9 protein-coding genes are annotated in these 14417 nt (G+C 36.3%); 4 read left to right on the top strand and 5 right to left on the bottom strand.

What is annotated here, in order from left to right; all coding sequences use genetic code 11:
- Positions 1 to 69 precede the first annotated feature (69 nt).
- Complete coding sequence (locus tag ACFX5F_RS00770) at positions 70 to 648, top strand: HD domain-containing protein (protein ID WP_379848978.1); 579 nt, start codon at positions 70 to 72, stop codon at positions 646 to 648.
- Complete coding sequence (locus ACFX5F_RS00765; protein ID WP_379848976.1) at positions 645 to 1514, top strand: YitT family protein; 870 nt, start codon at positions 645 to 647, stop codon at positions 1512 to 1514. The genes ACFX5F_RS00770 and ACFX5F_RS00765 overlap by 4 nt, the downstream gene beginning before the upstream one ends.
- A 9-nt stretch (positions 1515 to 1523) precedes the next feature.
- On the opposite strand, the gene ACFX5F_RS00760 is transcribed toward ACFX5F_RS00765, so the two are convergent.
- The 5 genes from ACFX5F_RS00760 to ACFX5F_RS00740 all read right to left on the bottom strand — a co-directional run bounded on the left by ACFX5F_RS00760 (position 1524) and on the right by ACFX5F_RS00740 (position 8848).
- Entirely contained in the window at positions 1524 to 2567 is a 1044-nt protein-coding gene (locus tag ACFX5F_RS00760; RefSeq protein ID WP_379848974.1) for an adenylate/guanylate cyclase domain-containing protein, read from the bottom strand.
- On the bottom strand, positions 2567 to 2947 hold the full coding sequence (locus tag ACFX5F_RS00755; protein WP_379848972.1) for a response regulator: 381 nt from the start codon (positions 2945 to 2947) through the stop codon (positions 2567 to 2569). The genes ACFX5F_RS00760 and ACFX5F_RS00755 overlap by 1 nt, the downstream gene beginning before the upstream one ends.
- 82 nt (positions 2948 to 3029) lie before the next feature.
- The gene (locus ACFX5F_RS00750; RefSeq protein ID WP_379848970.1) at positions 3030 to 6554 is read right to left on the bottom strand and encodes a sensor histidine kinase; all 3525 of its coding nucleotides are present in this window, start codon (positions 6552 to 6554) and stop codon (positions 3030 to 3032) included.
- A gap of 441 nt (positions 6555 to 6995) precedes the next feature.
- Entirely contained in the window at positions 6996 to 7736 is a 741-nt protein-coding gene (mtgA, locus tag ACFX5F_RS00745; RefSeq protein WP_379848968.1) for a monofunctional biosynthetic peptidoglycan transglycosylase, read from the bottom strand.
- Positions 7736 to 8848, bottom strand: coding sequence for an NAD(P)/FAD-dependent oxidoreductase (locus tag ACFX5F_RS00740; RefSeq protein WP_379848966.1), 1113 nt, complete (start codon positions 8846 to 8848; stop codon positions 7736 to 7738). Before ACFX5F_RS00740 ends, mtgA begins: the two co-directional genes overlap by 1 nt.
- A 251-nt stretch (positions 8849 to 9099) precedes the next feature.
- On the opposite strand from ACFX5F_RS00740, the gene ACFX5F_RS00735 reads away from it, so the two are divergent.
- Both ACFX5F_RS00735 and ACFX5F_RS00730 read left to right on the top strand, forming a co-directional pair.
- On the top strand, positions 9100 to 12321 hold the full coding sequence (locus ACFX5F_RS00735) for a reprolysin-like metallopeptidase (RefSeq protein ID WP_379848964.1): 3222 nt from the start codon (positions 9100 to 9102) through the stop codon (positions 12319 to 12321).
- Positions 12322 to 12461: 140 nt separating this feature from the next.
- Entirely contained in the window at positions 12462 to 14363 is a 1902-nt protein-coding gene (locus tag ACFX5F_RS00730; protein WP_379848962.1) for a S9 family peptidase, read from the top strand.
- Positions 14364 to 14417 lie beyond the last annotated feature (54 nt).

The following is a 14417-nucleotide window of genomic DNA, read 5'->3' as shown; positions in this document are numbered from 1 at the left end:
ATTATTTGTAATAATTTTAAGATTAATCTCATTCTTTTAATATCTTAGCCATGAACTATTTATGTTATTATGAAACAGTTGCCTGAATGCAAAGTTATTTTGGATAAACTCATTAAGGAATCGCCCGCGCATCTGTATTACCATACCATACATCATACGCTTGACGTATACCAATGTGCCAAAGAAATTGCAAAAGGAGAAGGTATTAACGCTGGGGATTTGAAATTACTCCTTATTGCCGCAATTTACCACGATGCAGGATATCTTGAACAAAATTATAATCATGAGCAGCACTCATGTGAAATAGCGAGAAAATATCTGCCACAGTTTCAATATAACAAGGAAGATATAAATACTATTTGTAGTATCATAATGGCAACGAAAATACCCCAAAACCCACAATCGCATCTGGAAAAAATCATTTGCGATGCCGATCTAAACTATTTGGGTCGGGATGATTTTTTTAGTATATCTGAAAAGCTTTATACCGAAATGATTGCTATTGGTAACATCTCAAACAGGGAAGAGTGGGACAGAATACAGGAGGAATTCCTGCAAAAGCATCATTATTTTACCGCAACAGCAATCAAACTAAGAAAATATCAAAAAGAGCAAAATTTAGAAATTGTACAATCAAAAACAATATGACCCCAATAAATACCCAACAAAGCATAATTGATACGCTTTATACCATTGCCGGCATTTTGTTCTGTGGCTTTGCATTAAAAGGTTTTTTGGTGCCCAACCAGTTTTTTGATGGTGGAGTGACTGGTATTTCCTTGTTAATCCGCGAATTATACCACTGGAATATTGGATTTGTAATTATATTGGCGAACCTTCCCTTTATCATTATGGGTGCGTTCCAAATCAACAAAACATTTGCTTTAAAGACATTAGCAGCTGTTGTAGGCCTTGCGCTTTGTCTTCATTTTATTGAGTATCCACAGATTACATCCGATAAGTTGTTAGTTTCAATTTTTGGCGGTGTATTTATGGGATTGGGTGTAGGTCTTGCTATGAGAGGCGGATGTGCGCTTGATGGTATTGAAGTATTGGCGCTTTATACAGGGAAACGCATCAGTTTTACTATCAGTGAGATTATATTAGGCATCAACATCGTCATTTTTTTAATAGCAGCCTTCAAATTAGGTCTGCCAGTAGCACTTTATTCCATACTCACCTATTATACAGCTTCGCGTACGATCAATTTTGTAATTGAAGGTATCGAAGAATATACCGGTGTCACCATTATATCTGGCCAAAGCGAAAAGATAAAAGAAAAACTGGTATTAGGTTTAGGCCGCGGCATTACTGTTTATAAGGGAGAAAGGGGCTTCATGAAAGAAAGTTTTGACATCAGTCAGCCTGTTGATATTGTTTTTACGGTGGTCACCAGAATGGAATTAAGGCGCCTGAAAAACATGGTTCATGGAATTGACCCCAAAGCTTTTATATTTACCAGTATCATTAAAGAAGCGGCAGGCGGCATCTTAAAGCGCAGAGCTAGACATTAACTGCTTCTATTATTCGATTACCACATAAGTAACAATGGGTTTTGACTTGTTTTTTAAAGTATATTCCCCATTTTTTTCACATTTAAAGGATTCTTTGGCGTTATGAAAAACGGCTTCAGTAATAAGAATCTGGCCAGATTTAGCAACAGATTGCAACCTTTGAGCCACATTTACCGCATCTCCTATTACGGTATAATCTAGACGTTTTAAAGTTTCCGAGCCAATGTTTCCAGAAACCATTTCCCCTGAATTGATACCTATGGATATCTCTGGTTTATATGTTTTATCACCGACTGTTATTTCTTCAATCCCGTTAATCTGCTCCTTTACGGCAAGTGCCACGTCGATTGCCCTGTCGAGATGATAGTCACCCCTAAAAACCGCCATGACAGCATCGCCCATAAATTTGTCCACATGGCCGTCTTGAGCAATGATTTCTTTTACTATTTTATCAAAAATTCCATTTAATAGGGTAACAACTGTATTAGCCGGAATCTGTTCGGTGATGAAAGTAAACCCACATACGTCTATAAACATCACTGTGGCTTCCAGTAATTCATTCTTGAGCAGGCTGCTTTCAAATTCTTTGTTAGTCATAAAATTCAGCACATTAGCATCCACATACATTTTCAGGATGTTGTTTTCCTTGATTGCCTTAATTGTTTCCTGCAATTGTTTCACATGTAGAATTGTCTTTTCCATTGTCAGATCGAGGTCATCAAAATCTACCGGTTTACAGATAAAATCAAAAGCTCCCCTATTCATTGCAGTACGTATATTCTGCATATCGCCATAAGCAGAAACGACTACGGCTTTCAACATCGGATTAGCTTCCGGCAGCCTACTCAACAAGGTAAGCCCGTCCATAACCGGCATATTGATATCGCTTAGGATGATATCCAGGTCAGGGTGCTCCTTTACTTTCTTTAAGGCTTCCTCCCCATTACAGGCAAAAATGAATTCGTATATATTTTCACGAATTTTTTTTCTAAACTTCTGTTTTACCAACATTTCTAAATCTGCTTCGTCATCAACTACAAGTATTTTAGCCATTATTCCTGAAGGTGTTTGAGTTTCTCTTTCAATAAATTAAAATCAAGAGGCTTGGTTAAAAAATCATTGGCACCGTTTTGAATGGCCTGCCTGTGATTTTCTTCATCACCGTATGCTGTGATCATCATTACTACTGGTGGTGGGTCCAGATAATCGTGTCGTATTTTAGACAAAAGGTCGATACCGCTCATTCCCGGCATATTGATATCGGAAAGAATCAAAACTATTTCAGATCTTTTCCTTTTCAAATAATCAAGTGCTTCCTCACCGGAGAGGGCAAAGTCAAATTCTATATCGTGACTTCGAACTTCTTTACGGAAACGTTGCAGGAAAAGCGGTTGTACATCCGCTTCATCATCAACTACTAGTATTTTTATCATGAATTCGTAATTAAATAATTTTCAACTAATTAGCATTGTTAAATATAACCTATAATCAGGTTTAAAAAACGTTTTATTTATCTTATAAAGGCAATTGGATTGTAAAAATGGTATATTCTTTTTCTATGCTATCAATAGCAATTTTTCCGCCATGGGTCTTCACTACAATATCATAACTCAATGATAAACCAAGCCCGGTTCCCTCTCCAGTAGGTTTAGTGGTAAAAAACGGTTGCATGATTTTATCTTTAATTGCATCCGGTATTCCAATTCCGTTGTCTTTTACCGTTATCACAACAAATTTTTCATTCTGAGTTGTCGTCACGCTGACCATTGGTTTATAGTCTCCTTTCGCTATTTTCTGCATTTGATGTGTTGCATAAAAAGCATTGGTAAACAGATTCAGCAGTACCCGCCCGACATCCTGAGGAATTACATTTATTTTTGGAAGTTGCTCATCAAAGTTGGTAATCAGTTCCGCATTGAAACTTTTGTCTTTTGCCCGAAGCCCGTGATAGGCCAAGCGCAGATATTCATCAGCAAGTGCATTAATATTTGTGGGTTCTTTAACATTATTTCCAGCTCGGCTGTGTTGCAACATTCCTTTCACTATACTATCGGCACGCTTGCCATGATAGTTTATTTTTTCCAGGTTTTGTTTGATGTCCGATGCAATTGCAATAGCTTCGGCGGTATCGCCTTTGGCCATCTCCTCTTCCATTTCGTCAATGAGTTCCATGCTTACTTCGGAGAAATTATTGACAAAATTCAACGGGTTCTGGATCTCATGGGCGATTCCGGCGGTAAGTTCTCCGAGAGAGGCCATTTTCTCCGATTGAATTAACTGTGTTTGTGTGGTTTTAAGATCTTCAATAGATCTAGTTAGTTGATTGGTTCTGTGGGTGACTTTCTCTTCTAAAACTTTGTTTTCCCGTTTCAAATTTCGGGCTCTGAAGACAATGTACGTTCGCATTGAACCTACAAAAAAGATACCGTAGAGCAAATAAGCCCAAATGGTTTGCCACCAGGGCGGCGAAATTATAATTGTAATCACTGATTTGGCTTTACTCCAAGCCTCATCACTGTTGGCGGCTTTTAAATTAAAGGTATATTCACCCGGAGAAAGATTGGTATAAGTGACAGATCGTTGTGTGCCTGCTTGTACCCATCCTTTGTCGTAACCGTCCAGTTTATAGGCATAGGTATTTTCAAGTGGATTATCATATTGCAAACCAATGTAATTAAAACGGACGCGGTTTTGATTATAAGGAAGTTCCAATTTTTTCAGACCAAATGTGGCACGATTGGTTTCATCCTTTTTGTATGCATCTGGATTACTGTAAACTATTTCTTCCAGATGTACTTTTGGAGGAAACGGATTGGCATCTAAATCTTTGGGATTAAAGACAGCGACACCGTTTGTTAACGTAAACATCAGACTACCATCGTCTAATTTGAATAAATATTGCATAAATTTTTCAATGTCATATCCTGTTAAAATCACATTTAATGGAAAATTTTTAACCGACAGATTCTTTGGATTAATACGCGAAAGCCCTCTTTCAGTGGCTACCCACAGCAGTCCTAATGTATCTTCATTAATTCCTAGTACACCATTAAACAACAAACCAGACGCTTCATTGAGGTGTCTTGTCCATCTTCCTTTTTTGCGGTCGAATTCGAAAAGACCATCTTGATAGGTACCCACCCAAAGTCTGCCTGACCTATCTTCATAAATACTTGTAATACATCTCATAGCTTTATCTTTCGAATTATAATACGAAATGAAGCCCTCTTTTGTTGGATTGTAAAGGTTTAAACTTCCTTGGTTAGTTCCCACCCAAAAATGATGCTGCCGGTCAACATAGGTAGATGTTACTCGAATGTCATCTAAAGCCCCCGCATTTTGTTCCGTCAATTTTTCTCCATTTTCCCGATAGGGATAGGCCTTGAATTTTTTAGTCTTCGGGTTAAAAGAACAGATGCCTTTACCATCGGTACGCAACCAAATTAGCCCGTTATCATCTTCAAAAGGGAACAATAAAATTGTTTCTTGAATTATTTTATCAGTTGCATATTTTTCTTTCTTTCCTGTTTTGGTATTGTAAAAAACCAAATGTTTAAAAGTAGGAATATAAAAATTACCGTCCTTGGTTAGACATCCTTGACCAATAAAATGATCTTCAGGATCAGCTATATACGTTTTGATAAAACTATTGGTTTCCTGTTTCCATTTATAAATCGCATCCTTGTTAGAAAACCACTTGTATCCTTTTTCCCCTGATGCAAAGTAACCTCCGTCTTTGGGATAACTGTCTATTTGTTTTGGATTGTGTTTGTAGATACTAAAGGCACTTTTTATCCGGTTACTTTTATTGGCACCAGCCCATCCAAAACCTATCCAAAAAGTACCAGTATGGTCAATTATTTTTGAATAAATTTCTCGATTCGCTAAAACAGTTCCCGGACGATCGGGATCCGATTGGTATCTTTCAAATTGCATCGTTTTTGGGTCAAAGTGAACCAATCCGTTAAGTGAAGACAACCAAAAAGGCCCTTCTTTGGTCTCTTTAATAGCATATACCCGATCCGTTTCTGAAACATTAGCGTATTTAAAACCTGTTTTAAAATAGTCGAATGTTGCAGTCTTTCGATTCAATCGAACCAATCCATCAAAACCGGCAAACCATAATTGTTGTTTCTTGTCTTCGTAAATACTGTTAAAAAATTTACTAATATAGCTGTCAATTGAAATACTTGTGGCATTTGCATAACTGAAATATTCAGGTTTCGGAATCAATTCTTTATAAGTATTTAATTTAGAATCAAAGCGAACAATCTTGCTGTCTTTAAATTTCCCATGAAAGCTAACCATCCAAAAAATACCTGGCTCCGAAGGCGGTTCATACATATAAACCACTTCCTTAGCTTGCTCCGGATTAGCTGTAGTATTATATCCTTTTAAGGGGATATTCTTTCCTTCGTAACTGTAAAACCCATTATTGGTTCCAAACCAAACTTTTCCGGATGCGGAAGTAAAAGCACTATAAATACGTGTAGCATCGACATAACTCGTATTTTTAAACTTTTTACCAAAAAAATCAAAATGTCCCTTTTTATCTAATTTCCAGAGATAATTTTTTTTCCCCTCATCCATATCAACAGTGCCCCATAAATTTCCGGATTTGTCATCTGTTAAAATAGTGTAAGTAATAGCTACGTCTTTTTCAGGATAGACAAATTGTATAAAAGTGTCGCTATTGCTATTGTATCTAAACAAGCCGTTTGCACTTACGCCTGCCCAGAGGGTATTATTCCGGTCCATATGAAGATCCCTCACATTGGAAATGGGATCAAGATTTGTTTTTTTGGTGCCCAATTGGTATACTTTATATCGGTAACCGTCATAGCGCACCAATCCGTTTTGTGTTGCCATCCAGATATAACCCTGCTGATCTTCCTTCATATCATTGACTGAACTTTCCGGCAAACCAGATTTCACATCGTACTTTTCAAAATATAGTTGCTGTTTTTGCTGTGCATGACCAATATTGGAAAGTCCCAAACAACAGCTGATAAAAATAAAAACAATGGAAAAGTTTTTCATAGTATTTTGTTTACTGATTAATGGATCGTTAATTTACAGGAAGTATTATGATGGTAGTATCAGCTCTTTTTAACAGATCTGCAGTAAAATATATTTATCTAAAAAATAACAAATTATTTAACATAAATTTAATTAAAATCTAAAATTAATAGTAAATTAAATAAAAATTTATGAAAAGATAACATTTATTATTAACAATACCACTTTCTTAGATCTGACAGTAATGTACTGTTAAAGAAAAGATTAAACAAAATATTGACATGAAATGCATTGGAGAAAATAAATCTAGCAGTTTCTCTTATTTGTTCTCTTTGTTCTGACCGACAGCTCCAGCAGGTCGTTTCCTCGTCTGTTTCGCAGATACAACAAGACACAAAAAATAGCGACTTAAACTTAAGCCGCTATTTTTGGTATTACCCGATAAATTACAAAAACTATTTTTTAATATTCAATTTTCCCCACATGCCGCATAATGCGAACAATTTTAGATTTTCTATTATTGATATAAGAAGAAGAACTTGTTGCTTTAAACTTTCGCGGATTCGGCAAGATCGCAGCTATTCCTGCTGCTTGTTGTGGCGTAAGATTTGCCGCCTCTTTTCTGTACCAATGTTCTGCCGCAGCCTGTGCGCCATAAACTCCATCCCCCATTTCGATACTATTCAAATAGACTTCCATGATGCGTTTTTTTCCCCAAATGGTCTCTATCAAAACGGTAAAGTAAGCTTCCAGTCCTTTTCTTAAGTAACTTCGTCCTTGCCAAAGAAATACATTTTTGGCGGTTTGTTGCGATATGGTACTTCCACCTTTTATTCTACGGCCTCTTTCGTTGCTTTTGTATGCCTTTTGCATCGCAGTAAAATCAAAACCATTGTGTTTCAAAAAGGTGCCATCTTCACTGGCAATTACGGCTTTTTGTAGATTGACCGAAATATTTTCAAGAGGTTCCCAATCGTGACTGAAGTAATTTTCTTTCCCTGCTGCTTTATTTTCAATGGCACGAATGACCATCAAAGGAGTAAACGGCACAGGCAGAAATTTAAACAGAACTACGAAGAAAATGGAAAGCCCAATGAACCATAATAAAATTTTGAATAGAAATCTACTTAGTTTACTCATAAAAGGAGTTGTGTCTTTTTTTACGGGTTGCTTTGATCTTTTTGGTGTTATTTTCGTTCCCATTATACTAAATCTGCTAATTCTGTTCCTATTAAACTTCCTATTGCCACTCCCATTCCTCCTAACCGTACACCGCAATATACATTTTCGGTCAATTGAGAAACAATTGGATTCTTGCTGTTGCCAATACCCATGATTCCACTCCAGCGGTGTGCAATTTCATATTTTTGGTTTGGCAAAATTACTTCTTTTAATAGTTGTTCCAATCTATTTTGTACAATTTCTGTTTGCCCAAATTCGGTTGTGGTTTCCGTATCAAAATCAAGGTTTCTGCCACCACCTAATAAAATTCGATCACCAATATTTCTAAAATAATAATAACCTCTATCTAAGTGAAAAGTCCCTTTTATATCTAAATTTTCTATCGGTTCCGTAATCAAAACTTGAGCTCTGGCAGGTTTTACTGCTACATTTGTTAATGCATTTGCAAATCCGTTCGTCGCAAATAATATTTTTTTTGTATTGAAACTAAAACCTCCGAGCGCTACTTCAACACCGTTTCCTTTATCCAAATATGACGTTACCGTTTGCTGGTTTAAAATCAAAATATTCTGCGAAACTGCTTGTTTCATCAAAGCCTGCATCATATTCCCCGTGTCAATCTGGGCTTCAAATGGATTAAAAATAAGGTATTCTTGGATACCACCGAATCCAAAGCGATCAACTTCTTTAGCAAAAACATCGGTTTTAAACATCGGTTTTAGGATTTCATTTATAAAAGCTAGTTTCCCAACACATTCGAAATAAGCACTTTCACCCTCTTTTAAAAACAACTCATAACCCCCATAAGGTTTAAAATCAATCGTCGCATCACCAAGCCTTTTTCTTAATAATTGCAAACCACTCCAACGTTTTTTTACAAGATTCACAACTTCCTCTTCCGAATGGGATTTTAAATCATCTATAATTTCCGAAAGACTACCAAAACAGGCGAAGCCAGCATTTTTAGTACTGGCGCCTTGTGGCAACATTCCCTTCTCTAAAACCAGAATTTTGCTTTCAGGGAATTTTTCGCGCAAGCGAAGTGCAGCATGCAGTCCCACAATACCACTTCCTACTATAGTGTAATCTACATTTGTAAACCAATTTTTTAATTCCCAATAACTTAAATCCATGTTGCAATAATTTTTATAAAAATAATATTTTTTACTTCTAATAAGGGTATCAATAAAAATAATTATTAGCAATAAACAAAGCATTAGATTCGTAGAACGCCAAGAAACTCATTTCTAATACTATTAACTTAAAATTTACATTAAAATCAGCATTTAACACATATAAATAGAATTTTGTTATAATATTTCGTTAAAACAGCAAATAAATTATATATTTGGACTGTTAAAATTAACCAAAAACCAAATCATTTATGAACAAAAATCTACTTTCAATTGCATTGATTGCAATTACTAGTTTTTCCTTTGCCCAAGGAGGAACTTTATGGAAAACAACCATTAAAAAAAACAACTCAACTGTTTTTGAAAACAAATCACAGTTATCGAAACCTACAATCTTTCAGTTGGATGTAACAGAATTAAAAAGATCTCTTTTAAATTCTCCTAAAAGAAGTGCTCTCACAGGAAAATCTAACACAATTATTTCTTTTCCAAATGCAGATGGGAAACTAGAACGTTACAGAATTTTCGAATCTTCTAATATGGATCCTGCTTTAGCTGCAAAATATCCTGAAATCAAGTCCTACGTAGGAAATGGAATTGACAATCCTACATCTTCAATCTATTTCAGCACCTCTCCTCTTGGTATTCAAACAATGGCTATTAATGCAGATAAATCAGCCGTATTTATAGAACCTTACACAAAAGACCTAAGCGCTTATGTTGTGTATAAAAAATCGGACAAAGTAGCTTCATTATCTAAATTTGAATGTACGATAATAGCAAATGCTAAAAAAGATTTAAAGAACAATAGTCTTTTAAACAGACCTAACGCAGATGATGGAAATCTAAGAACTTTTAGATTAGCACAGTCTGTGACTGGAGAATATACTACGTATTTTGGTGGTACAAAAGCATTGGCTTTAGCAGCAATAAACAATACTATGACCCGCGTAAATGGCGTCTTTGAAAAAGATTTTGGTGTTCACATGAATCTTATTGCTAATAATGATTTATTAATTTACACAACCGCTTCTACAGATCCTTACTCTGCTTCAGCATCTAAAGCAAATTGGAATCAAGAGCTACAAACTAACCTTACAAATGTAATCGGTAGCGCTAATTATGATATTGGCCACTTATTTGGTGGTGATGGCGGTGGTGGTAATGCAGGCTGTATAGGTTGTGTTTGTAAAAACCCTACTACAGCTGTACCATTAGGAAAAGGAAGTGGATATACTTCTCCCGGTGACGGAATCCCTCAAGGAGATAATTTCGATATTGATTATGTTGCTCACGAAATGGGGCATCAATTTGGTGGAAACCATACATTTACACAAAGTAATGAGGGAACTGGAGCACAAATGGAACCTGGTTCAGGGTCAACAATTATGGGTTATGCGGGAATTACCGCCTTAGATGTGCAACCACATTCTGATCCTTTTTTCCATGCAATAAGCATCCAACAAGTCACTAATTATGTAAAAACAACTACTTGTCAGACTACTACCCTTACCGGAAATGCAGTCCCAACAGCAAGTGCTGGTTTAGATTACACAATTCCAAAAAGTACTCCGTTTATGTTAACAGGCGCAGGAACGGATGCAAATGGAGATATAATTACTTACCAATGGGAGGAAATGGATAACGGTACTACTTCTGCTGCTCCAAGTGCAACTAAAACAACAGGTCCAAATTTCAGATCTTACAATCCTAGTACCTCAACAGTACGTTATTTTCCTACAATGTCATCTGTATTGACAGGAGCAACTACTACTGCGGGAACTGAACTTACTGTAGAAGCTTTATCTTCTGTGGCTCGTACATTAAACTTTAGATTAACCGTACGTGATAATCATGCAGGCGGACCTGCAAACAATAGTGACGATGCTATAATTACTGTAAATGCTACAGCTGGACCTTTCACCGTTAGTGCTCCTAACACAGCTGTTTCTTATGTTGGCGGATCATCTCAAACTATAACTTGGAATGTTGCTGGTACAACTGCAAATGGCGTTAACACAGCAAATGTCGATATTCTATTATCTACAGATGGCGGAACTACTTTTCCTGTTACTCTACTTGCTGCAACTCCAAATGACGGTACGCAAGCAGTAACAATTCCTAATACTGCCGGAACACTAAACAGAATCATGGTAAAAGGAACAAATCATATCTTTTTTGACGTTTCAAACACAAACTTTGCAATAACAGCAGGTTCTACTGATACCGTTGCACCTTCAGCTCCGACCACTTTAGCAGCTTCTGGAACAACACAAACGACTACAAATTTATCTTGGACTGCTTCAACAGATAATGTAGCCGTGACAGGTTATGACGTTTACCAAGGAACTACCTTAATAGCTACTGTAACAGGAACGACTTATAGCGTAACCGGATTAACTGCTGCTACTGCTTATGATTTTTCTGTTAAAGCAAAAGATGCTGCTGGAAATATCTCTGCCGCAAGTAATGTAGCGACCGTTACCACTTTAGCTCCTGTTGCTGATACAACTGCTCCAACTGCACCAACAACCTTGGTAGCTTCTGGAACTACAACCACAAGTACAAATTTGTCATGGACAGCTTCTACTGATAATGTTGGGGTAATAGGTTATGATGTGTACCAAGGTGCTACATTGAAAGCAACTGTTACAACTACTACTTATAGCGTAACTGGATTAACAGCTGCTACTGCCTATACTTTCTCTGTAAAAGCAAAAGATGCTGCCGGAAACATTTCTGCATCAAGTAATGTAGTCAATGTAACAACTGCAACTACTGCAATTGTTTATTGTACCTCACAAGGAAATAGCGTAGCCGATGAAAAAATTGGAAAAGTACAACTTGGAACAATAATCAATACTTCAACAGGAGGAACTGGTTACACTGATTTCACAGCTATTTCAACTAATCTAACTCTAGGAACGGCAAACACAATTACAATTACTCCGGCTTGGACCAGTACGGTTTACAGCGAAGGTTATTCAGTTTGGATTGATTATAATAAAGATGGTGATTTTATTGATGCAGGAGAACAAGTCTATACAAAAGCAGCTTCAACTGCAACTCCAGCAAGTGGTTCATTCACTATTCCTGCTACCGCTACTTTAGGAGCAACAAGAATGAGAGTTTCAATGAAATACAATGGAATTCCTACTGCTTGTGAAGCTTTCTCTTATGGACAAGTAGAAGATTATACGGTAAATATTGTATCGGCTGCAAAAGAATCTGTAACATCCAGAAACACGATAGCAGAAATTAATTTATATCCAAATCCTGCGTCTTCAGTTATAAATGTAACTTCAGTTTCTGACAATGCTACCTTTAAAGTTTATAACTTATTAGGACAAACGGTTATCAATGGTAAATTATCAAACGGTTCAATTAATGTTTCAAGTATAAATGTCGGTAATTATGTTTTAGAAATTACTGATAAAGAAACAACTACCGTAAAACGTTTTATCAAACAATAACAAAATAAAAATCATTGCTCCAGTCTCTTTTTGAGAGCCTAAGGTGACGACAATTAAAACTAAAAACTATCTCAATTGAGGTAGTTTTTTTTTGGACTTAAATGAGTAATTTTAGACTTCATAAAAAATCAATTTTTACAATGAAAAAAATACTGTTTACAACCTTAATAATGATGAGTCTAAATGCTATGGCACAAAACGTAATGACCCCAGAATTACTTTGGAAACTAGGACGAGTAACTCCATTAGGCCTTTCCAAAGATGGAAAAAATGTAGTTTACAAAGTTTCTACTCCTTCTATTGAAGAAAATAAATCAAATTCTAAATTTTACACCCTACCTGTAAATGGAGGAAATCCAACTGAAGTAAAAGATACAAAAGAAGTATTAAAAGATAAGAATATTTCGCCGGACGGAAAGTATATTGTTTACAATGAAGAAGTGAAAATCGACAAGGTGCTTGGAAAAGATTATTATCCTGAATTGGAAAAATCTCAAGTTCAAATCTACAACGGACTTGATTATCGTCACTGGGATACTTGGAATGAAGGTAAATTCAATCATGTTTTTTATAAAGAAAACAAAGAGGGCGCCGTTGGAATCGACATTCTTAAAGGCGAGAGTTTTGATAGCCCACAAAAACCTTTTGGCGGTGATGAAGATTATATTTGGTCGCCTGACAGCAAAAGTATTCTTTACGTAAGCAAGAAAAAAGCAGGAACACAATATGCTATTTCTACGAATACTAATATCTTCGAATACAATCTGGAAACTGGAAAAACCGTAAACAGAACCGAAGAAAATCTTGGATATGACATGGCACCTCAATTTTCACCAACAGGAAATCTGACTTGGCTGCAAATGAAACGTGATGGGTACGAAGCCGACAAAAATGACCTTATTGTCAGTTTCAAAGGAATGAACTTGAATCTAACCGCTGCTTGGGACGGAACGGTAGATCATTTCATGTGGAGTAAAGATGGTAAAAAAATCTATTTTGTTGCACCAATCGATGGAACTAAACAATTATTCCAAGTAAATTTTCCAGGTTTGACCAAAATCGCCGTTACAGTAAGTCAAATTACCAATGGCGATTTTGATGTTAATGATTTAGTTGGATTTTCTGGAGACAACATTATTGTAACCAGAACCGACATGAATCATGCTGCGGAAATTTTTTCTTATAATCTAAAGAAAAATAGTTGGAAACAATTATCAAATGTAAATACGACAACTTATAAGTCTTTGGCATTAAGCAAAACCGAAAGAAGATATGTTACCACAACCGACGGTAAAAAAATGTTGGTTTGGGTAATTCTTCCACCAAATTTTGATGCTTCAAAAAAATATCCAACGCTTTTATATTGCCAAGGAGGGCCACAATCTCCGTTAACCCAAAGCTATTCTTTTCGTTGGAATTTCCAATTAATGGCAGCAAACGACTACGTTGTTGTAGCACCAAACCGTCGCGGAATGCAAGGTCATGGCGTAGCTTGGAACGAACAAATAAGTAAAGACTGGGGTGGACAAGTTATCAATGATTATCTATCTGCAATTGATGATGTAGCCAAAGAAAACTATGTTGACAAAACAAGATTAGGATGTGTTGGTGCTAGTTATGGTGGTTATTCCGTATTTTACTTAGCCGGAATTCACAACAACAGGTTTAAAACTTTCATCGCTCATGATGGCGTTTACAATACTCAAAGTATGTTTGGTACCACAGAAGAAGTTTTCTTTAACAACTGGGATTTTGGCGGTGCTTATTGGGAAAAAGACAACGCTGTTGCCCAAAAAACCTATACGACTTTTAATCCGATGACTATGGTCGAAAAATGGAATACACCTATCTTAATCATACAAGGAGGAAAAGATTTTCGTGTGCCAATAGGACAAGGACAAGAAGCTTTTCAAGCGACACAATTACGAGGAATAAAAAGCAGATTTTTATATTTCCCGGATGAAAACCATTGGGTACTGAAACCTCAAAATGCACAGGTGTGGCAAAAAGAGTTCTACAAGTGGTTGAACGAAACATTGTAAAATAACCAATATGTTTTAAAAGAAAAAACCTTACATCACTGTAAGGTTTTTTCT

It is taken from the genome of Flavobacterium zhoui, assembly GCF_042787235.1.
Lineage (GTDB): Bacteria > Bacteroidota > Bacteroidia > Flavobacteriales > Flavobacteriaceae > Flavobacterium > Flavobacterium zhoui.
The sequence above is the reverse complement of the archived record's forward strand: the minus strand, read 5'-3'. Positions and strand labels throughout refer to the sequence as shown.